General features: G+C 67.2%; 18 protein-coding genes. 12 read left to right on the plus strand and 6 right to left on the minus strand.

Going from position 1 to position 20,461, the window contains the following annotated elements; all coding sequences use genetic code 11:
- The 3 genes from QH195_RS19885 to QH195_RS19895 all read left to right on the plus strand — a co-directional run.
- Positions 1-1,688: nitric oxide reductase activation protein NorD (locus QH195_RS19885; RefSeq protein WP_280436522.1), on the plus strand; the 1,688-nt coding region annotated here is incomplete at its 5' end.
- 38 nt (positions 1,689-1,726) lie between these two features.
- Positions 1,727-3,073: a cytochrome P450 gene (locus QH195_RS19890; protein ID WP_280436523.1), complete on the plus strand. Its 1,347-nt coding sequence runs from the start codon at positions 1,727-1,729 to the stop codon at positions 3,071-3,073.
- Between the two features lie 333 nt (positions 3,074-3,406).
- Positions 3,407-4,447: a phosphotransferase family protein gene (locus QH195_RS19895; RefSeq protein WP_280436524.1), complete on the plus strand. Its 1,041-nt coding sequence runs from the start codon at positions 3,407-3,409 to the stop codon at positions 4,445-4,447.
- Positions 4,448-4,508: 61 nt separating this feature from the next.
- Here the strand turns inward: QH195_RS19895 and QH195_RS19900 are convergent, their stop codons facing one another.
- Both QH195_RS19900 and QH195_RS19905 read right to left on the minus strand, forming a co-directional pair.
- Positions 4,509-5,066 carry a hypothetical protein gene (locus tag QH195_RS19900; RefSeq protein WP_280436525.1) on the minus strand — a complete coding sequence of 186 codons (558 nt, stop codon included), beginning with the start codon at positions 5,064-5,066 and terminating at the stop codon, positions 4,509-4,511.
- Positions 5,067-5,132: 66 nt separating this feature from the next.
- Positions 5,133-5,522: an ArsR/SmtB family transcription factor gene (locus QH195_RS19905; protein ID WP_280436526.1), complete on the minus strand. Its 390-nt coding sequence runs from the start codon at positions 5,520-5,522 to the stop codon at positions 5,133-5,135.
- Positions 5,523-5,620: 98 nt separating this feature from the next.
- Here QH195_RS19905 and QH195_RS19910 point away from each other — a divergent pair, with 98 nt between their 5' ends.
- Entirely contained in the window at positions 5,621-7,624 is a 2,004-nt protein-coding gene (locus tag QH195_RS19910; RefSeq protein WP_280436527.1) for a heavy metal translocating P-type ATPase, read from the plus strand.
- 52 nt (positions 7,625-7,676) lie between these two features.
- Here the strand turns inward: QH195_RS19910 and QH195_RS19915 are convergent, their stop codons facing one another.
- Positions 7,677-8,369 carry a TetR/AcrR family transcriptional regulator gene (locus QH195_RS19915; protein WP_280436528.1) on the minus strand — a complete coding sequence of 231 codons (693 nt, stop codon included), beginning with the start codon at positions 8,367-8,369 and terminating at the stop codon, positions 7,677-7,679.
- A 394-nt stretch (positions 8,370-8,763) separates the two neighbouring features.
- Between QH195_RS19915 and QH195_RS19920 the strand changes: the two genes are divergently transcribed.
- The 8 genes from QH195_RS19920 (at position 8,764) to QH195_RS19955 (ending at position 18,134) form a co-directional block, all read left to right on the plus strand.
- Entirely contained in the window at positions 8,764-10,176 is a 1,413-nt protein-coding gene (locus QH195_RS19920; RefSeq protein WP_280436529.1) for an MFS transporter, read from the plus strand.
- Between the two features lie 443 nt (positions 10,177-10,619).
- A complete protein-coding gene (locus tag QH195_RS19925; RefSeq protein ID WP_280436530.1) occupies positions 10,620-11,570 on the plus strand; it encodes an ABC transporter permease in 951 nt (316 codons plus the stop codon).
- A complete protein-coding gene (locus tag QH195_RS19930; protein ID WP_280436531.1) occupies positions 11,567-12,460 on the plus strand; it encodes an ABC transporter permease in 894 nt (297 codons plus the stop codon). Before QH195_RS19925 ends, QH195_RS19930 begins: the two co-directional genes overlap by 4 nt.
- Positions 12,461-12,509: 49 nt before the next feature.
- Complete coding sequence (locus QH195_RS19935) at positions 12,510-14,066, plus strand: ABC transporter substrate-binding protein (protein WP_348536807.1); 1,557 nt, start codon at positions 12,510-12,512, stop codon at positions 14,064-14,066.
- 104 nt (positions 14,067-14,170) lie between these two features.
- Positions 14,171-15,700 (plus strand): ABC transporter substrate-binding protein, encoded by a 1,530-nt coding sequence (locus tag QH195_RS19940; RefSeq protein ID WP_280436532.1) that lies wholly within the window; start codon positions 14,171-14,173, stop codon positions 15,698-15,700.
- 28 nt (positions 15,701-15,728) lie between these two features.
- Positions 15,729-16,751: an ABC transporter ATP-binding protein gene (locus QH195_RS19945; protein ID WP_280436533.1), complete on the plus strand. Its 1,023-nt coding sequence runs from the start codon at positions 15,729-15,731 to the stop codon at positions 16,749-16,751.
- Entirely contained in the window at positions 16,741-17,724 is a 984-nt protein-coding gene (locus tag QH195_RS19950; RefSeq protein ID WP_280436534.1) for an ABC transporter ATP-binding protein, read from the plus strand. Before QH195_RS19945 ends, QH195_RS19950 begins: the two co-directional genes overlap by 11 nt.
- Positions 17,725-17,762: 38 nt before the next feature.
- Positions 17,763-18,134: a hypothetical protein gene (locus QH195_RS19955; RefSeq protein ID WP_280436535.1), complete on the plus strand. Its 372-nt coding sequence runs from the start codon at positions 17,763-17,765 to the stop codon at positions 18,132-18,134.
- A 99-nt stretch (positions 18,135-18,233) separates the two neighbouring features.
- On the opposite strand, the gene QH195_RS19960 is transcribed toward QH195_RS19955, so the two are convergent.
- Genes QH195_RS19960 through QH195_RS19970 form a run of 3 tightly spaced genes read right to left on the minus strand, consistent with a single transcriptional unit; the run spans position 18,234 to position 20,384 of the window.
- Entirely contained in the window at positions 18,234-19,148 is a 915-nt protein-coding gene (locus QH195_RS19960) for an NAD(P)-dependent oxidoreductase (protein WP_280436536.1), read from the minus strand.
- A gap of 8 nt (positions 19,149-19,156) precedes the next feature.
- A complete protein-coding gene (locus QH195_RS19965) occupies positions 19,157-19,531 on the minus strand; it encodes a carboxymuconolactone decarboxylase family protein (protein WP_280436537.1) in 375 nt (124 codons plus the stop codon).
- Between the two features lie 46 nt (positions 19,532-19,577).
- Positions 19,578-20,384 (minus strand): TauD/TfdA dioxygenase family protein, encoded by an 807-nt coding sequence (locus tag QH195_RS19970; RefSeq protein ID WP_280436538.1) that lies wholly within the window; start codon positions 20,382-20,384, stop codon positions 19,578-19,580.
- Positions 20,385-20,461: the final 77 nt, after the last annotated feature.

Raw genomic sequence — 20,461 nt, forward strand, 5'->3', positions numbered from 1 at the left:
CCGGGCGCCCGGTCGGCTCCGCCCCCCCCGCCCCCCCGCCCCGGCGCGCCGGCGGGCCGCGGGGGCGCCCCGCCCCCCCCCCCCCCGCCGCATATACCGACGGCGACGCCGTCTTCGTCTCGGCGGGCCGATCCCGTGCCCGTCAGCGCAGCGAAATACTGGTGCAATGCGCTCTGCTCCGGGCGGGAAGTCTGGACCCACGGGTGGTCAAGGGGCTGCGGGGACGTCCGCGCGTCGCGCGCCGCTATCTGGCGCTCGAGGGCGGGCGGGCGCTTACCCAGCTCGGGCGCGACGTTCCGCTCGCCGCCGCACTCGTTCCGGACGGGTCGGCGACAACCGCCTCCGCCGACGAATCACTCGCCCTCGCCAGAAGTAAGGCGGTGGTAACCGATCCACCGGAGTGGTTCGGCGTCATCGACTCCGCACGATTACTGAAGTCCGGCACCGGGCCCAGTGCTCGCGCGACCGATAAAGACCTGCGGCTGGAATTCGATCTCCCCGGCGAGCTCGAATCCGAGGACGACGAGGACGGCAACGGGGATGGAGCCGGCACCAGCCGCATCCTGAAACTTTTCGAGAATCCGCTGACCAACTCGGAGAAGCTCGCCGATCTGCTGCGGAAACTGCTCGGCACCTCGCGTGCCCCCGGCGACAGCGACGCCGGTGCCCAGATGCGGGTTCGAGCCGCCCGGCGGGGCCGCACGGCCGGTGGCGATGCCCGGCCACTGCCCACCCCGATCGAATTCGTCGTCGACGGAAAACCCGGTGCCGTCACCGGAACAGGCGGAGCGTGGTATCCGGAATGGGACGTCCACGACAACCGGTACCGGCCCGAGTGGTGCCGGGTCGTGGACTTCCCGCTGACCACCGACGCCGATATCGCCGCCGCCGGTATCCCACCCGACGACGTGCTGCGGCGCCGCCTGGCCCGAGTCGGCCTGGGCCCCAAGGTCCTGCGCCGGCGTGCCGACGGAGACGAACTCGATATCGACGCCCTGCTCGATCTGGTCGTCGATATCCGGTCGGGCCACTCACCAGCGGAGAACGTGTACGCCGAATCCCGCAAAGTGGCCCGGAATCTCGGTGTCCTGATCCTGCTCGACGCGTCCGGTTCCGCCACCGATACCGATCCCGACGGCCTCGCCGTCCACGAACACCACCGCCGGGCGGCCGCCGTCCTCGCCACGGCGCTCGAGGAACTGGGCGACCGCGTCGCTGTCTACGCGTTCCGCTCCGACAGCCGCCACGCCGTGCACCTGCCGGCGATCAAAACGTTCGGCCGGCGGTTCGGTGCGGTCGAGCGGGCGCGACTCGCGCAGCTCGAGCCCTCCGGCTACACCAGGCTCGGCGCCGGTATCCGCGGCGCCGGCCGCATTCTCGACACCGAAGCGGGCACACCGTATCGCCTGCTGCTCGTCCTCACCGACGCCCTGCCGTACGACCACGGCTACGAAAGCCGCTACGCGGAAGCCGACACCCGCAAGGCGGTCGAGGAACTCCGCGCCGAAGGGATCGCGAGCCTCTGCCTGACCATCGGCGCGGCCACCACCACCGACACGCTCGAACGCGTCTTCGGTCCGGCCGGGTACGCGAACGCCGCGACATTGTCGGGCCTGAGCCCGCAGATGGACGAGTTGTTCTCGGCCGCGCTGCGCGAACTCAGCGCGCCGAAACCACGAGGCAGGTGAACAAGCACCAGTTCTCGCCCCTCGAAAGGAAAACAGCAGTGGACACAGCACACCCATCGACAGACTCCGGCCGGGAACGCAAGCTGTATCACTTCGACCGCCACACCCCGGAGTACCGGGGCCGGTTCGCCGCGATCACCCGCGAAATGCACGAGCGATGCCCGGTGGCCTGGACCGACACTCACGGCGGCCATTGGGTCGCCGCCGGCCACCGCGAAGTGTTCGAGCTCGCGCGGTGCCCGCATGTATCCAACGATCGCGACTACAAGAACGAGCGCCGGGGATATCTCGGTATCACCATTCCGTTCGCCGAGACCCCGATGCCCATGCGCAACGGAATCCTGGAAATGGACGATCCCGAGCACCGGCTGTTCCGGGCGGTCCTCAACCCCTACCTGTCGCCGAGTGCCGTGCGCCGGTGGGAGCCCTTCATCGACGAACTGGTGCGCGCGTGCCTCGACGAGAAGATCGAGTCCGGGCGGATCGACTTCGTCGACGATCTCGCCAATATCGTCCCCGCTGTCGTGACGCTGGGCATGCTCGGAATACCGCTGGCGAAGTGGGTCGTCTACAACGAACCCTCACACGCGGTGGTGTACACCCCACCGGATTCACCCGATCGGGAGCGGGTCCAGGAACTCAACATGGCGATGGGCCTGGACCTGCTGGCGAACCTGCACGAGATCCGCGAGAACCCGCGGCCCGGGCTGATCGACGGGCTGGCCCGACTGGAAATCGACGGTGAAAAGCCCGAGGACATCGATCTGCTCGGCATGCTGGGGCTGCTCATCGGCGGCGGGTTCGATACGACCACCGCGTTGACCGCGCACTCACTGGAATGGCTGTCCGAGCATCCCGCCGAGCGGGAAACCCTCAGTCGCGAACGCGATCTCCTGCTCAATTCCGCGACCGAGGAATTCCTGCGTTACTTCACCCCCGCGCCCGGCGACGGCCGCACGATCTCCGCGGACTGTGATATCGCCGGCCAGCACTTCGAGGAAGGTGAGCGGCTGTGGCTGTCCTGGGCGATGGCGAACCGGGACCCCGCAGTCTTCCCCGACCCCGACACCGTGGTCCTGGACCGTAAAGGCAATCGGCACACCAGTTTCGGGCTCGGCATCCACCGCTGTATCGGGTCCAATCTCGCGCGCACGGTATTCAAGCGGATGCTGATCGCAGTGCTGGACCGCATTCCGGACTTCCACTGCGACCCCGAAGGGACCGTCCACTACGACACCATCGGGGTGATCCAGGGGATGCGTAAACTGCCCGCGACATTCACCCCGGGCCGCCGTTCGGGGCCGGGCCTGGACGACACGCTCGTCGTACTGGAGCGGATGATCGACGAACAGGGACTCGCCGCCCCCGTTACTGCGGGATCGTGATCGCATACCCGGTTCGGTGCGCAACCGGCCGGGCCCTTGCTCGCCTCCCCGGGGGTCTCTTTTCGCCTGCCCGTGCTGATACCCGCCGATGCCATGGCGTGGCCGACGTAGCTGCTGTGCCGGCAAGGCGGCCGAGTGTCCGCTCGCAGCGGTATGACGCGGACCCGTACACCGGTTCTGCGGCGCCCGTCCCCGATTCCGGAGTGCGTCGCTCCCTTCTGACCGGCTCCTAATATGGGGCACTAGCGCAAAACGTCTCATATAAAGCAGACTGGGCAGAGACGGAGCGCCGGTAGTACGGCACCGGTGGCAGGACCGAGGAGAGGCGAATCGATGACTCGCGACGAAAATGACCTACCGGCCGAGTCGGGCGTCGCCGCCGGTATCGATATCGAGCGGGTCACCGCCTGGTTTGCCGAGCACATCCCCGGGACCACGCCTCCGCTGACGTTCGATCTGATCACCGGCGGCCGGTCCAACCTCACCTATCGCGTACACGACGGGTCGGGCGCGGGCTGGGTGCTTCGCCGGCCGCCCACCGGGAACATCCTCGCCTCCGCACACGATGTCGTACGCGAGTTCCGGATCCTCGACCTGCTCGCAGCGACCCGGGTCCCCGTACCCCCGGTTCTCGGATGCTGCACCGACCACGCCGTGACCGGCGCCGATTTCTACGTCATGGAGTATGTCGACGGCATCGTCCCCGACGACCCCGCGTCCGCCGCCGCGATTCCCCGGGCGAGCCGGGCCGCCGCCTCCCGCAATATCGTCGATACGCTCGCCGCCGTCCACGCCGTCGACACCACCACCGGACCGCTGGCCGAGCTGCGCAGACCCGGTAGCTATCTGGAACGCCAGCTGCGCCGGTGGCACCGACAGCTCACCGCCGGCGGCGTCGGACCCGGGCCCGTCTGGGAGGTTCATGAGCTGCTCACCCGGCGGATGCCCGGCGAGCGCTGGACCGGGATCACCCACGGCGACTTCCGTCCGGGCAATCTGCTGATCGGTACCGACGGAACCGTGCGAGCAGTACTGGACTGGGAGCTGTGGACCGTCGGCGATGTCATGGCCGATATCGGCTGGCTCACCACCGCCTGGACCTCGGCCGAGCCCTTCGGCTGGGCTCCGGACCCCGCCGAGGGCTACCTCGACATCGACGCAGTGCTTTCCCGCTACGCCGACACCACCGGCCGATCCCTCGACGACCTGCCCTACTACCGGGCCTTCGCGCTGTGGCGGCTGGCAGCCATCGCGGAGGGCGTGGCGGCGCGTTTCCGCGCCGGAGTGATGGGTGAGCAGGATATCGACGTGACGGACCTGTCGGAGCGGCCCGTCCGGCTCGCCGAATCCGCCCGCGCGGTACTGAACGGCTGAACGATCAGCGGGTCACGCCCGAGCCCGGCTTGTAGACATCCGGCCCCAGCAACGGGATGACTCACGAATCGCAGCTGCTCGAGCCGAAATATTCCGGCCCGGCCGCTATGAAACGCCGCAGTTCGGCGGCGACGTCCGGGCCGCTGGGTGTGTAGATGATTTCGCCGAAACCCCGCTCGGCGATCCGGCCCAGCCGCTGAGCGACCTGTCTGTCCTCGAGTGCTCTACGCCAGTTCTCGCCGCCCGGCAAGGCATCGACAGCCTCCTCGTCGCCCCATGTGTAGGCGTTGTGCCAGTCGATGACACGCCATGGGCCGATCGCTGCGCGGACACGGTCGGAGTCCGGGTCTTCGCCGGCAGCGAGCACAGTGCCGGAAACCAGTATCGCACTGGGTAACTCGGTACTCATCGCACCGATCACGCCGTCCGTGGGGGATGCGGCGAGGGCTGTTCCTCTGGGGCCGAACGCGCTCAGCCACAGCGGCACATCGACCGGTCGTGGGGCGGTGAGCCCGGCGGCGTGCAGCATCCGGACCGGCTTACCGTCCACGACGGCCGTCCGGCCGGCGAGAAGTGCGCGCAACGCCGTGAGGTAGTCGCCGAGTGCGGTAATCGTCATGGGGCGCTGCCCGATCGCGAGGCGGGCGGTGAAACCGGTGCCGAAACAGGGACGGAACCTCTGTCGTCAGGCGGGGGTTTGTGTGGAGGGTGTCTCGGTACCGGCTTCGTCGTGGTCGGGCAGGCCGAGGCGGAGGTGTTCACTGTGGTAGACGGCTTCGTCGAGTAGTTGAGCTACGTGGTTGTCGTAGAGGCCGTAGACGATGCTGCGGCCCGACCGGGTGCCGGTGACCAGGCCGAGGTTGCGCAGCAGTCGGAGCTGATGGGAAACGGCCGACTGTTCCATACCGACCGCTTCGGCGAGTTCGGAGACAGCGCGCGAGCCCTGGCGGAGCTCGGTGAGGATCAGCAGCCGGCTCGGGGTGGCGAGCGCTTGGAGTGTGGTCGCCACGCGCGCGGCGGACTCGGCGTCCAATCGCGCGGCGGGCCGGTCGCGGCCTTCGACCCCATGTCCCATGAGCGTGGAGTCTAGCTCATCGATTCTGAACAGATGAATAGGTGTTCATTTATTCTGTTATCGTGAGGCGGTCCTGCTCCGAGCTTTGGAGGTTTCTCGTGGTTGCGACCACTGTCACGCCCAGTCGACCGGCTGCCACGCTGCGTGCACCGCTGCGGCGGACCGGGGTGTTCGCACTCCCCGAGGCGCGCTGGGCCGGCGCGGCGCTGACGCTGTTCCTGCTCGGTCTGGTCGCGCAAGGGCTGGGGGCACCGGTATGGCTGTGGTGGGCGCTGTATCTGGCCTGTTACGCCACCGGCGGCTGGGAACCGGGCCTGGCCGGCCTGCGTGCCTTGCGGGAGAAGACCCTCGATGTCGATCTGCTGATGGTGGTCGCGGCGATCGGTGCCGCCGCGATCGGCCAGGTTCTCGACGGTGCGCTGCTGATCGTCATCTTCGCGACTTCCGGTGCCTTGGAAGCGCTGGCCACCGCGCGGACCGAGGATTCGCTGCGCGGTCTGCTGGACTTGGCCCCCGATACCGCCACCCGGCTCACCGGCGATGGTGGTGAGGAGACGGTCAGGGCCGCGGATCTGGCGATCGGCGATGTGATCCTGGCGCGGCCGGGTGACCGGATCGCCGCGGACGGGACGGTGACCGCCGGCGCCGGCGAGGTGGATCAGGCCACGATCACCGGTGAATCGATGCCGGTGGAGAAATCCACCGGCGACGAGGTGTACGCCGGAACCCTCAACGGCACCGGTGCCTTGCGGATCCGGGTGGACCGCCGCGCCGAGGACTCCGTCGTGGCGAGGATCGCCGGGCTGGTCGAAGAAGCCAGCCGTACCAAAGCGAAAACCCAGCTGTTCATCGAGAAGATCGAGCAGCGGTACTCGGTGGGCATGGTCGCGGTCACGCTCGCTGTTTTCGGTGTGCCGCTGCTGTTCGGCGCGGATGTGCAGTCAGCGCTGTTGCGCGCCATGACCTTCATGATCGTCGCTTCACCGTGCGCGGTGGTCCTCGCGACGATGCCGCCGCTGCTCGCGGCCATCGCCAACGCCGGGCGCCACGGGGTGCTGGTCAAATCCGCCGTGGTGATGGAACGGTTGGGCACCACCACTCGCGTCGCGTTCGACAAGACCGGCACGCTGACCCGCGGCGTCCCCGAACTCACCGAAATCCGGCCGCTGTCCGGGAGCCCGTACACCGAGGAGCAGATCCTGCGGCTGGCCGCCGCCGCCGAACACGGCAGCGAACATCCGCTGGCCGCCGCCGTCGTGCGTGCCGCGCGCCGCCGCCACTTGTCACTGCCTGCCGCCGATGAATTCAGTGCCCGACCCGGCCGGGGCGTATCGGCGCTCGTCGACGGTCGATTCGTCCAAGTCGGTTCGCCCGCCGCACTACTCGCCGCTCACGACCCGGCAGCGCCCGCCGCGGCCGGCATCGTCGACGAACTGCAACAGCGCGGGAACACCGCGGTGGTCGTCCTGTGCGAACGGAACCCCGTCGCCGTTCTCGGACTCACCGATCAACTGCGCCCCGAGGCTGCCGCCGCCGTCTCCCGAATCACCGGATCGACCGGAACCGCACCGGTTCTGCTGACCGGCGACAACGCGGCGACCGGTGAACAACTGGCTGCACAGGTAGCGATCACCGACGTGCGCGCCGGGCTGCTGCCCGAGGACAAGGTTGCCGCCATACGGGGGCTCGAGCGCGCCGGCGAGCGGATGACCGTCGTCGGGGACGGTGTGAACGACGCACCGGCCCTTGCCGCCGCGCACGTCGGAATAGCCATGGGCGGTGCCGGATCCGATCTGGCCCTGCAGACCGCCGACGCGGTCGTGGTTCGCGACGACCTGAACACCATTCCCACCGTGATCGCTCTGGCCCGGCGGGCCCGCCGCATCGTGCTCGCCAACCTCGCGATCGCCGCCACCTTCATCACCGTCCTGGTGCTGTGGGACCTGTTCGGCCACCTTCCGCTACCGCTGGGCGTGGCCGGCCACGAAGGTTCCACGGTGATCGTCGGACTCAACGGCCTGCGTCTGCTCACCCGCCGGGCCTGGAACCGGGCCGAACGGAGCGCCCGGGCGGGGGCCGCGGCGCCTGGCCGAAAGTCGTGACCACCGGCGCCGGCCGGTACGGTGGCAGTACCGATGTCCGCCGGTGGGCGCACTAGCTGCTGCCGGACGTGCCGAGATTCGCGACCAATCCGTCGATGATGTCACGAACGGCCTTCCCCGTGTCGTAGCTGTCTGCCACGGTGGTCCACTGCGGTACCAAGCGGGCGACGTACGGCAGATCGTCGAGTAGGTCCGGGGTGGTGGATTCGGTCCAGTGTGCCGGTGCCCGCCCGCGCCGGACGGCGGCGGAGCGTTCGTCGGCCGCCCGGCGGGCGCTGAGTTCACCGAGGGTGAAACGCCACATCACCGAGTACATGTACAGCGCCTGCGTATCTGTGGCACCCAAGGACGCGGCGGTGGCGACGAACTCGTCGAGGATCCACATCGCCGCCCGGCCGTAGGTTTCACCGGTGACGAGGATGTCGACCACCCAGGGCAGCTCGTACAGGGTGTCGATGAGGTAGGTGACGATCGCGGCCAGCCGGGCCCGCGGCTCCGCGGGGAGTTGCGGGCGCTGGAGTTCGTCCGCGCGGGCGTTGAGAACGGCGAAGAACAGCGCGCTTTTGGTGGGGAAGTGGTGGTAGATCGCGGCCGTGCTGACGCCGAGGTGACCGGCGAGACGTCGCATGCTGAACGTCTTCGCCCCGTCGGTGGTGAGCATCCGGTCGGTCGCGGCGAGGATTGTTTCGCGGTCGAGGCGAACCGGTCGGCCGCGTTTGCGGGGTTCGGGGTTCGGCACGATCATCCATTCTGCGTCGAGTGGTCTCGACCGCCTCGGCCGGGTGGGCCGGCCCATCGAGTCCACGGGTGCTTCGATCCTGATCCGCCACGTCGAGGTCATCCGGATGATCGCCGCCGATCGGCTCGGCGTTCCCATCGTAGGTCGGCACTGTCCCGTTGCCGGCGCGGGTTCGCAGGCAAGGGTTTTCACCGATGGCAGGAGCTCCTGTCCGCGGCCGCTCTCGACAAGGGGGTAAGGCTGTGCTAACCATATTAAAAACACACGTTACTAAATATGGAGTTCGTGGTGTCCGCCGCGCGGAACGGGGCATCACGACGCGCGTCCCGGCACCCGAAACGCAGCTCTGCGTCGACGGAAACCGCTGAGGTGCCGTCGATCCAGGATTGTGGAGAATAAGATGTCGCCGACGAACGAGCCGGCCGCGGTGCCGGTGACGAACAAGCCGGCCGCGGTATTGGCAACCGTGGTGATCGTGCAGTTCATGGTCTCCCTGGACCTGTCCGTCGTGAACGTGGCGCTCCCGGCGATCCGATCCGAGTTCGAGCTCTCGGCCGCCGCGCTGCAGTGGATCGTCAACGCCTACGCCGTGGTCTTCGGCGGCTTCCTGCTGCTGGGCGGACGGCTCGGCGATGTGATCGGCCGCCGTCGCACGATGCTGGCCGGACTGGCGATTTTCGGGATCGCCAGCCTCGCGGGTGGTCTGGCCACCGACCCGGCTCTGCTCGTTGCCGCCCGGGCGATACAAGGCTTGGGCGCCGCGGCACTGTCGCCGTTGTCGTTGGCGCTGATCACCGTGACCTTCGAAGAAGGTCCCGCGCGAACCAAAGCGGTGGGCCTGTGGGCCGCGGCGACCATGCTCGGTGGCGCACTCGGTGTGGTCGCCGGTGGTCTGCTCACCGACTTCGTGGACTGGCGCTGGGTTTTCCTGATCAATGTGCCGATCGTCGTCGCCGCTGCGTTCACGGCCGCGACCGGAATCGGCGGGGCGCGCCGAGGCGAGCGGCCCCGGCTCGATATCGCCGGTGCGCTCCTGGTCACGGCGGGGATGCTGTTGCTCATCCTCGGCGTCGTACGGACCGACGAGTACGGCTGGGCATCCGCCGTGACCATCGGGACCATCGCCGTCGCCGTGGCGCTGCTGGCCGCGTTCGTCGCGGTCGAAACACGGGTCCGCGAACCGCTGATGCGGTTGCGCTTGCTCGCCAACGGAAGTGTCGCGGGCGCCAACGTGTTCGGTTTCATGATCACCGCGGGCCAGTTGACCGCCTTCTACTTCGTCTCGCTGCATATGCAGACCGTGCTGGAGTTCTCACCCGCCGAGGCCGGTATCGCATTCGTTCCGTTCGCGCTCGGCGCCGTCGTGGGGATGCGCCTCGTAGCTGTTGTCGTGAACCGGTTCGGCCCCCGCGCCGCCCTGGTGACAGGGGGGCTTCTCGGCGCGCTGGGTATCGCCTGGTTCGGGCTGGGCGGGCCCGGCGGATCGTTCCTCACCGATATTCTCGGACCCTCCGTGGTGGCGAGTATCGGTATCGGCGCCAGCTTCGTGATCATGGGAACCATCGCCATGCAAGGAGTTCCGGCCGAGGACGCGGGGATGGCTTCCGGGCTGCTGAACAGCTCCCGCCAGCTCGGTGGCGCCCTCGGCCTGGCCGTCCTGGCGACGGCGGCTGCCGCGGCAACGGGAGACGACCGGTCGCCGGAAGCCCTCAGTGACGGCTATGCCACGGCCTTCCTGCTGGGTGCCGCACTCATCGCGGTCGGCACGGTGGTCGCGGGAATGCTGATCCCTGGATCGGGGAAGAAGGTCTGACCGCACGGGTCCCGGACCGCGATCGCGTCGGTATGCGCTGACCGTCACCGCATTTCATCTGTTCATCGAACCCACCGGGGCCTGCGCAGCGGTAAAACGCTGTTGCAGGGTGGCTGCGTAGTTGCCGGGTGAGTTCGGGCCGGTATCGAACGGGGCGCAGGCTGCGGCCTCGTTGCGCCCCCGGCCGAGGAGATACCGGCGAACTCGGAGCTGGGGCCCGCGGCGCACAGTTACCGGCGGCTTCGAAAATCTTTTGCCGTTTTGTCACACCCCCGCCCTATGTAGAATATGATTCTACCCAGTGCGCGACCATGAATCTCTATGAGAAGAATCCAATTCTCATCGTGGTTGCGTGAGCCCGCATCAGACCGTTAATCGCGAGCCGGGCGCCCCCCGGGCGCCGGGTCGTACGGTCGCGCGCTCCGGAAAGGCGAAGGTGGATGATGTTCTCCATCGTGAGGCGACTGGGCAGAGGTCTGCTGGTGGTCCTGCTGGTCACCCTGGCGGTCGTGGTGCTCCTGAGTTTCGCACCGGGATCGGTGGCGCAGGTCATCCTCGGTGACGCCGCCACACCGGAAGCCGTCGCCGCACTGAACAGCAAACTCGGGCTGGACGAACCACTATGGGTGCAATACCTCAACTGGGTCGCCAACGCCGCCCAAGGTGATCTGGGCACCTCACCGCTCACGGGACAATCGGTGACGACGGCGATTACGGAGCGGTTGCCGGTGACATTCCAACTGGCCGCGATGGCACTCGTCATCGCACTGGTCAGTGCGGTTTTTCTCGCCGTGATATCGGCGATGCGGCCGGGAAGTCCGGTCGACCGGGGGACCGCCGCGCTCTCCTCCGTATTTCTCTCGGTGCCCGCGTTCGTCGCCGGCCCGATACTCATCTACTTCTTCGCAGTAGAGCTGGGCTGGCTTCCGGTGACCGGATGGAACCGCATCGGCGACGGCATCGGGCTGAACCTGCAGTCTGCTCTGCTGCCCGCCATCGCGATGGCGCTCATGGAGATCGCCGCATTCCACCGGTTGCTGCGCACGGACCTGATCACCACGCTGCGTGAGGATTTCATCGGGGCGGCCCGCGCCAAAGGAATGAACGAGTGGTACGTGATGTTCCGGCATGCGCTGCGGCCGTCGTCGTTCTCCTTGATCACCTTGGCGGGAATCAATCTCGGGCGTTTGATCGGCGGGACGGTGATCGTCGAAACGCTGTTCTCGCTCCCCGGACTCGGCCAATTGCTCGCCTCCTCGATCGTGTCCCGGGATCTGATCATGGTGCAGGGAATCGTGGCATTCATGGCGGTCGTCTATGTCGTCATCAACATCCTGGTCGACTCGAGCTATGAGCTGATCGACCCCCGGGTCAGGAAGGTGGCCACGATATGACTCGAGCACAAGTCGAGATCGAGCGTAGGCAGCGGGTCGAGGCGCCGGAGAAACCGGTAGTCCCGCGGGTGCGCAAACCTCGCTCGATACTGGTGTACCTGTCCTACGCCTGGTTGGTCGTGATGATCTCGGCGGCGATCTTCGCCGATCTGCTGCCCTTGGCGTCGTATTCGATCCCCGTCGGCCCACCGCGGCAACCTCCGCAACTCGGATCGCTCGACCTTCTCGCCGGCACCGACAATCTGGGGCGGTCGATGTTGTCCCGGTGCGTGTACGGCGCCCAGGTGTCGTTGTTGATCGGTACGGTCGCGACCCTCATCGGGTCGGCGCTCGGGTCGAGTATCGGGATGCTGGGCGGCTATTTCCAGAAGCGGACGGACGCGGGGATCCGGTTGCTCAGCGATACGATGCTGGCCTTCCCGCCGCTGATCCTGCTGATGGCGCTGACCGCGGTCTTCACTCCGGGACTGCCCACCCTCATGGTCGGCCTCTCGCTGATCATCATCCCGTCGTTCATCAGGCTCGCCCGGGCGAACACGCTGACGTGGACGGCCCGGGAGTTCGTGCTCGCCGCCCGGAACATGGGTGCCGGGCACGGCCGGATCCTGGGCCGGGAAATCCTGCCGAATGTGCTGCCACCGTTGCTGGCCTATCTGCCGATCGTCATGGCGGCGCTCATCGTCGCGGAAGGCTCCCTGAGCTTTCTCGGGCTCGGCATCCCGCCCCCGACACCGAGCTGGGGAGGCATGATCTCCGACGGCAAGGACAGTCTGGCCACCGCACCGCATCTGGTTTTCGTGCCCGCCGCAGTTATCTTCTGCACCGTTTTCGCGTTGAACCAGGCGGGTGACCACCTGCGTGGCCGGTTCGATCGCACGATGCGTGACTGACGCCCGTCCACTCCCGAACTGCCATCCTGTGTCTGCACCGAGGTACCGAATGATGATCCGACGCTGTTGTCTGCTCGTCGCAGCTCTTGTCTGCCTGGCATCGCTGCTGACCGCGTGCAGCGGTGCGAACAGTGAAAAGCCGGCCGGCGACCTCCCGGTACCCGGCGGCACCGCCCGCATCGTCCAGATCACGGAGCCACGCGGCCTCGACCCGGCAACGCTGAGCAATCAGTGGGTGCTCAATGCCATGCTCGGCAACGCCTTGTTCGGAACATTGATGATCAACGATCCGGAGACCGGTGAACTGCGATTCACCATGGCGCAGAGTTTCGCCACCCGTGACGGGGGTGCCACGTTCGAGTTGACGTTGCGCCCGCATCTGCGGTTCTCCGACGGCGGCCCATTGGATGCGGCGGCCGTGAAATACAACTGGGACCGGATCAAGGACCCCGCCAACGGATCGGCCTACCTGCAGGAAGCATCGATGGTGGCCGCGACCGAGGTCGTCGACGACACCCGGCTGAGGGTAACGATGGCCGAGCCGGTGCCGAACTTCGCGGAGGCGGTATACGGGACCTCGCTGAATTGGATCGCTTCGCCCGCCGCGCTGGCGGCGGGCAGACAACAGTTCGACGCACATCCGGTCGGGGCCGGTCCTTTCACGCTGACGCGCTGGGCCCGCGGAGACGCCATCGAACTGGTGAAGAACCCCGCGTACTGGGATGCGCCCAAACCCTTTCTCGACGCGATCACCCTGCGCGCCAACGCCGATACCGCCCAGCGGATCAACACCTTGATCAGTGGGGGTGCCGATCTGGTGATCGAGACGAATCCGGCGAGCCTCTCCGAGGCGCGCGCGGCCGGATTCCCGACCGACACAGTGCCGTTGCACGGCGGCCAGACCCTGACCATGAACACGCGCAGGCCGCCCTTCTACGACGTGCGCGCACGCCGAGCGGTCGCCGCGGCGATCGACCTCGAGGCGATCAATGTCGCCGTCTACCACGGCGAAAGCCGGGTCCCGAAGACTCTGTTCGGCGAGTCTTCGCCGTTCCACACGGATCTGCCGCTCCCGCGGCCGGACCGAGAAACCGCGCAACGACTCTTCGATGAGCTGGCGGCCGAGGGTAAGCCGGTATCTTTCACCTTCACCAGCGGCCCCACCGCGGAGATCAGGGCACTCGCGGAGAACGTGCAGGCGCAACTCAGCGCGTTCGGCAATGTAGAGGTCGCGGTCGTGGTCGCGGATATCACCCAGGTAGTGGAACTGCGCCGGACGAACGACTTCGATATGACGACGAGCTCGGCGAACTTCACCGATCCGGAACCGGCGTTGTGGTCGGTGTTCCACCGGAACTCCCGGCGCAACTTGTCAGGGGTAGCCGACGCGGAGTTGAGCCGGGCACTGCAGGACGGCCGGACCGGAACAACGAGCCGGCAACGCGCGGACGCCTATCGACGGGTGCAGGAACGGCTGAATGCGCTTGTCCCGGTGATCTTCCAGGTCAGTAATGAACCCAGCGTCGTCACCCGCAGAAACGTCGGTGGTGTCGTGCAGTACGGCTACGGGTCGCTGCTACCGGAGGAACTCTGGGTCGAGAACTGACTGCCGCAAACCTTCCGGATACAGAAACCGCCACCGATTCACTTCTCGCTTCTCCTCTGAGAGGAACAATGATGTTCCGAGCATCGCTTTTTCGTTCGATCGCTGTGTGTTGCACCGCTCTCGCCCTGGCCGCCTGCGGCGGTACCGGAGCAGGAACGGGCACCGGCCCCGGTGGCGACCCGGTGGCCGGCGGTACCGCACAGATTCTCCAGATCAGTGAACCCCGCACCCTCGACCCGGTGGCCCTGGGAAACCAATGGGTGATCAACGCCGTCCTCGGCAACGCCTTGTACGGGACATTGATGGTCAACAACCCGGATAGCGGAGCGATCGAATACTCCATGGCGACCGGCTTCGCCACGCGAGACGGGGGTGCCACCTTCGACCTGACGCTGCGGCCGGATCTGCGGTTCTCCGACGGGACCCCGCTGGACGCGGCGGCCGTGAAATTCAACTGGGATCGTTTCGCCGACCCGGCCAACGGATCGTCCTATGTCGAGGATGCGGCGGTGATCGCGGCGACCGAGGTCGTGAACCCGACCACGCTCCGGGTGAAGATGCGGCACCCGGTACCGCATTTCGCCTACACCATCGTGGAGAGTTCGATGAACTGGATTGCCTCGCCCCAGGCGCTGCAACCGGGGCGCGCGGCCTTCGACGGCAACCCGGTGGGTGCGGGCCCGTTCACCCTCCAGCGATGGGCCCGGCAGGATGTGATCGAGCTGGTCAAGAACCCGCAGTACTGGGATGCGCCGAAACCGTATCTGGACCGGATCGAGCTACGTACCTCCGGTGACTCGGTTCAGGGCTACAACACGCTGGTCAGCGGTGGTTCGGATGTGATCATCAGCTCCAACTGGGGGAGTATCGAAAAGCTGGAGAATCAAGGTTTCCCGACGGCGGTGTCGCCGCTGCACGGTGGACAGCACCTGTCGATGAACACGCGGCGCGCGCCGTTCGACGATATCCGGGCCCGCCGGGCCGTGGCGGCCGCCCTCGATGTGAACGCGCTCAATCTGACCATCTACAACGGAAGCGGGGAACTCCCGACCACCCTGTTCCGCGAATCCTCCCCGTACTACGCGCCGGATCTGCCCTTGCACACGCACGATCCGGCGGCCGCGCAACGGTTGTTCGACGAGCTGGCGGCCGAGGGCAAGCCGGTGAAGTTCACTTACACCACCACCGCGCAGACGGAGAACCGGCTGCTGGCGGAGAGCGTCCAGGCGCAGCTGAGCGCGTTCGACAATGTCGACGTCGAAGTGCGGGTCATCGATATCATCGACCTGATCAAGCTCCGTTATACACACGATTTCGACGTGATGACGGGCGGCGCGTTCTTCGATGATCCCGAGCCGCGGCTGGGAACGGCCTTCCACGGGGATTCGAGTCGCAACACCGCCGGTATCGACGACGAGGCCCTGAACGAGGCACTCGACACCGGCCGGACGTCGACGGATGTGGAGCAGCGCAAGGCGGCCTACCGTGCGGTTCAGGAGCGGTTGATCGACCTCGTGCCCGCCGTCTTCTACACCCGCACTGTCGCGGGTGCCGCAACCGGGAAGAACGTCGGCGGCCTCACCATGTACGGCGCCGGCTCCGTCCGGCCCGAGGAGCTGTGGATCGCCGAGTAGCGGGCCGGACCGGAGGAGAGCTGAGACCATGAGTGCTGAACCGAATCTGCAGGTGCGAAACCTGCACACCTATATCAGTACCGAACGCGGTGTCGTACGAGCCGTGGACGATGTGTCCTTCGATGTGGACCGCGCTCAGGCCCTGGGCGTGGTGGGTGAATCGGGATCCGGCAAGTCGGTGATGGCCCGGGCGATCATGGGCCTGTTGCCGCCGCGCGCCGGATGTTCCGGTGAGGTGCTGTTCCGGGGCAGGAACATCCTCGCGCTCTCCAAGAAGGAGAAGCTCGACATCTGGGGAAAGCAGATCGCCATGGTCTTCCAGGACCCCGGACGGTCGCTCAATCCGGTCGTGCGTGTCGAACGCCAGCTCACCGAGGGCATGCGCAAACATCTGGGAACCGGCCGTTCCGAAGCGAGAACTCGCGCCCTCGAGCTCCTTCGCGAGGTCGGGGTCCCGGATCCGGAACGCCGGCTACGCAACTACCCGCACGAGATGTCCGGTGGGATGCGGCAACGAGTGATGATCGCCATCGCCCTGGCCTGCGAACCCGACCTGCTGATCGCCGACGAACCGACCACCGCTCTGGACGTGACGATCCAGCGGCAGATCCTCGATCTGCTGCGCCGCGTGCAGCGGGACCGGGGGATGTCGCTGATGTTGATCAGCCATGACCTGTCGGTGGTCGCCGGTCGCACCGACCGGGTCTCCGTCATGTACGCCGGGCGGCTCGCCGAATGTGGCGCGACCCGCCAGGTCTTCACCGCCCCTCGCCATCGCTACACGCGGGCCCTGATGGGCGCCACTCCGACGATCGAACACCAGCGGTACGCGCCACTGCGATTGATCGAGGGTGGTTTGCCGGATCCGGTCGCACCGCCTACGGGCTGCCGGTTCGCGCCCCGGTGCAGTCACGTCGCCGATGTGTGTCGTGAGGATCCCGGTCCAGCATTGATCGAAATCGCCGCCGACCACCTGGTGGCGTGCGCGCATCCTGCTCTCGAACCCGTAACAGCCCGTTCAGAATCCGGTGGTGATACCCATGGCAGGTAGCGGAACCGCGCATCTGCGCGACGAGGCGGCGCTGCTCAGTGTGCGCGACCTGGTGGTCGAGTACGAGACCGACGGCGGGACCGTTCAGGCGGTGTCCTCGGTCAGTTTCGATGTCCTACCCGGCGAGACCCTCGGAATCGTCGGGGAATCGGGATGCGGGAAGTCCACGACCGGCCGGGCCGTACTCCGCCTGGACCGGCTGACCTCCGGCCGGATCGCCTTTGCCGGCGAGCAGATCGACGAGGCCGACGGCCGCCGCATGCGTAGTCTGCGGCGGGAGATGCAGATGATCTTCCAGGATCCGGTGGCCTCGCTGAACCCGCGCAGGCCGGTCCGCGAGATCGTGGTCGAGGGCTTGGCCGTGGCCGGAAAGCCCGCGGCAGAACGCGAGTCGACGTCCGAGGAAGTGCTGGCGAAGGTCGGGATAGACGAGCGGCTCGCCGGCTCGCTACCGCGGCAACTGTCCGGTGGCCAGGCCCAGCGTGTCGCGATAGCGCGGGCGCTGGCGGTCGATCCCCGGCTGCTGATCTGCGATGAACCGGTATCCGCGCTCGATGTCTCGGTGCAGGCGCAGATCCTCAATCTCATTTCCGAGCTCAAGGCCGAATACGACCTGACCGTGGTGTTCATCAGCCATGATCTGGGTGTCGTGCGCACGATCAGCGATAACGTCATGGTCATGTACCTCGGCAAGGTGTGCGAATTCGGCGATGCCGTCGAGGTGTACGACCACCCGGCACATCCCTACACGAGGGCGCTACTCGATTCGGTACCGCTCGCCGACCCCGACGAGGGTTTCGCGGGTCCGGCACTGGCCGGCGATATTCCCTCACCACTCGCGCCACCCCGGGGCTGCCGGTTCCGGACCCGCTGTCCGCGCGCTCAGCAGCGATGTGCGGAGGAGGAACCCGAGGTCCGGGAAGTCCGGCCAGGACAGTACGCCGCCTGCCACTTCCCGCTGACCGAAGCCTGAGCCCGAAAGGCACGCAGTCTCACGCGGTGTGCTCCCATATGAGTTTCGAGAACCCTCCCGCGGAGCCTCACGAGGTCGTGGTCGAGACGTTGGAGCGGGCTCTGTGTGACCGCACGGCTGCGGGGGAGGCCGCGACTGTGCTGGTCGGAACCGCGTTGTACGACGACGACGTCGAGTTCGTCGAGCACTGGTGCGTGCAGGTCGGGACGCGGGCTGCGCCGGGTAGCCCTTTGCTGGGGCTGGCCGGCCTGTGCCTGGGGCACACCGCTCGGCGTTTCGGGCGACTCAGCGAAGAAGCTCTCGCACTGGCGACGTCGCTGGCGGCGCGTGCCGAGGCCGACCCGTCGGACGTGGACGGCCGGGCCGTCGACGGGTATGAGGACGTCCGGAGCTTCCTGCACCTGTGGTGAGAGGCCCCCGGTCCGGTCGGGTGGCGTTGCCTGCTGCGGCACCCGGCCGTGCGTGGCTACGACACGACCGAAAGAGGGCAGCCACCGCTCTCCCCACTTTCAGAACGCGGTCCGGGCGCGGCGGTCGTGCCTTCCGTCGACGATCACGCCGGCGGCCGCCTCGAGTGGTTTCACAATGGTGGTGAAATCGGAGTCCGGGCCCTCGGACGCTGTGGTCTCCTCCCATCGCTGGGCGACCGTTTCGGCGAGTTCGGTCGGAGTGTCGAGCTGCGCGGCCTCCTGCAGGTAGAGCCGGACGTCCTTGGTCATCAGTCCGGTGGCGAAGCCGAAGTCGAAGGTGCGGGGGAGCACCGCGCGAGGAAACTTGTCCCGGCTGGCGTGGGTGGCACCCGAGCCGGCGTTGAGTACATCGATCATCACGGTGGGGTCCAGGCCGGCCTTCACACCCATGACCATCACTTCGGCAGTGGCGGCCAGGGTGGTGGCGGCCATCAGATTGTTGATCAGCTTCATCGTCTGGCCGGCACCGGGCTCGGTGGCCACCAGAAACGGCCGGCCGAGTACCTCGAGAAGTGCTGTGCTGGAGGCGAACTCGTCCGCCGGCCCGGAAGCCATGATGGCAAGCGTGCCGTGACGAGCCCCCGCGACACCGCCGCTCACGGGACAGTCGAGCATGGCGATACCGCGATCGGCCAGCAGCGCCGACAGCTGCCGGGCAGCGTGCGGACCGATGGTGGAGAGTTCGACGACCCGGCGCACCCGGGAACCGTGGATGATGCCCTGGCGTCCGGTCGCGACCTCCAGCGATGCCTGCGGGGTCGGCAGGCTGGTCAGCACCGTCTCGGCGCGGTCGGCCACGTCCGCGGGGGAGGTCGCGGCCTCGGCGCCGAGCGCGACGGCCCGGCCGATCGACTCGGCGCGGGCGTCGAACACCACGAGCCGGTGGCCGGTTTCCCGCAGCCGCGCGGCCATCGGGAACCCCATATTGCCCAGGCCGATCAACCCGATATCCATGGTGCCCATTAGCCTTTGTCCGTTTCGGCGAGTACTTCCCGGGCGATCCGGAAACTGTCGACGGCAGCCGGGACACCGGCGTACACGGCGATCTGCAGCAACACCTCACGGATCTCGTCGCGGGTCACACCGTTGTTGAGCGCCCCTTTGACGTGGGTGCGCAATTCGTGCGGCCGGTTGAGTACCGAGAGCATGGCGAGGTTGAGCATGGAACGCGTTTTCGGCGACAGGCCGTCGCGACCCCATACCGCTCCCCAGCAGTACTCGGTGACGAGATCCTGTAGCGGCTGGGTGAAGTCGTCACCGGCGGCGTTGCGGACGTAGTCCGCGCCGAGCACCTGGGTGCGGATTCGGCGCCCCGTGTCGTAGGTGTCCTGGTTCATGGATGTTCTTCCTGCCTGTCGCGGGGCGGGTGGCCGTGGTCGGGGATCAGTTCCATGCCTCGTCGCCGGCGATGGTCGTGCGGTGCATGGTCCGCTCGGAGGCCGGATCGTAGGGCAGGGCCCGGTGCAGCATGCCGGTGTTGTCCCAGATCACCAGGTCACCGACCGACCATTCGTGGGTGTACCGGAAACGCTCCTGGGTGGACCACTCCAGCAGTTCGTCGAGTAGTTCGCGGCTGCTGTCCGGGTCCATGCCGACGATATGGTCCGCGGTGGCGCCGATGACGAGTGAGCGCCGGCCGTCCCGGCGCCGCCATACGAGCGCGCTCTCGTGGGTGGGGATCCGCCGCCACTGAGCGAGTTGCCGTTCGGTGGGATCGGGGTTCACCGCACGCTGCGCCGCCTCGAGGCTGTGGACCACACGCAGGTCCGCACAGCGTTTACGTTCGGGCTCCGGCAGATTCTCGTAGGCAGCGTAGGTGCTGGCGAATTCGGTACCGCCGCCGATCATTGCGACGTGCCGCGCGGTGAGCATGGTGGCCTTGGCCGGTATCCGGTTCGTGGTGTCGTCGATATGCCAGCAGAAGGTTCCCTTGAGGTACTCGGCCGTGGGATTCTTGCCGGGATCCAGCGACACGGTGAAGATTTCCCTGCCGCCGGGAGCCAGCACGGTACCCAGCTTGCGACTCAGCTCGAGCTGAGCGGAGTCGTCGAGATGGGCGCCGCGAATCAGCAGTACGCCGCGCCATTTGATCGCCTCCCGGATCCGGGCGACGGTGGCATCGGACAGCAGATCGTCGGCATCGATCAGTTCGGCTCCGAGTTCGGGACTCAAAGCGACTGTTTCCGTCATCGGAACATCTCCTGACATTGTTGTGTAGCGCGTCTCTCGCAGCGGCGGACGCGGCCGGTCGGTGCGCTGAGTGGTCC

It is taken from the genome of Nocardia carnea (assembly GCF_029868855.1).
Taxonomy (GTDB): domain Bacteria; phylum Actinomycetota; class Actinomycetes; order Mycobacteriales; family Mycobacteriaceae; genus Nocardia; species Nocardia carnea_A.

Bases quoted from the DNA above. Each gene is read 5' to 3' on its own strand.
- QH195_RS19965 (WP_280436537.1), bottom strand. From the start codon at position 19,531: ATGAACCAGGACACCTACGACACGGGGCGCCGAATCCGCACCCAGGTG.
- QH195_RS19955 (WP_280436535.1), top strand. From the start codon at position 17,763: ATGAGTTTCGAGAACCCTCCCGCGGAGCCTCACGAGGTCGTGGTCGAG.
- QH195_RS19960 (WP_280436536.1), bottom strand. From the start codon at position 19,148: ATGGATATCGGGTTGATCGGCCTGGGCAATATGGGGTTCCCGATGGCC.
- QH195_RS19920 (WP_280436529.1), top strand. From the start codon at position 8,764: ATGTCGCCGACGAACGAGCCGGCCGCGGTGCCGGTGACGAACAAGCCG.
- QH195_RS19930 (WP_280436531.1), top strand. From the start codon at position 11,567: ATGACTCGAGCACAAGTCGAGATCGAGCGTAGGCAGCGGGTCGAGGCG.
- QH195_RS19905 (WP_280436526.1), bottom strand. From the start codon at position 5,522: ATGGGACATGGGGTCGAAGGCCGCGACCGGCCCGCCGCGCGATTGGAC.
- QH195_RS19945 (WP_280436533.1), top strand. From the start codon at position 15,729: ATGAGTGCTGAACCGAATCTGCAGGTGCGAAACCTGCACACCTATATC.
- QH195_RS19925 (WP_280436530.1), top strand. From the start codon at position 10,620: ATGTTCTCCATCGTGAGGCGACTGGGCAGAGGTCTGCTGGTGGTCCTG.
- QH195_RS19915 (WP_280436528.1), bottom strand. From the start codon at position 8,369: ATGATCGTGCCGAACCCCGAACCCCGCAAACGCGGCCGACCGGTTCGC.
- QH195_RS19950 (WP_280436534.1), top strand. From the start codon at position 16,741: ATGGCAGGTAGCGGAACCGCGCATCTGCGCGACGAGGCGGCGCTGCTC.
- QH195_RS19895 (WP_280436524.1), top strand. From the start codon at position 3,407: ATGACTCGCGACGAAAATGACCTACCGGCCGAGTCGGGCGTCGCCGCC.
- QH195_RS19900 (WP_280436525.1), bottom strand. From the start codon at position 5,066: ATGACGATTACCGCACTCGGCGACTACCTCACGGCGTTGCGCGCACTT.
- QH195_RS19970 (WP_280436538.1), bottom strand. From the start codon at position 20,384: ATGACGGAAACAGTCGCTTTGAGTCCCGAACTCGGAGCCGAACTGATC.
- QH195_RS19935 (WP_348536807.1), top strand. From the start codon at position 12,510: ATGATGATCCGACGCTGTTGTCTGCTCGTCGCAGCTCTTGTCTGCCTG.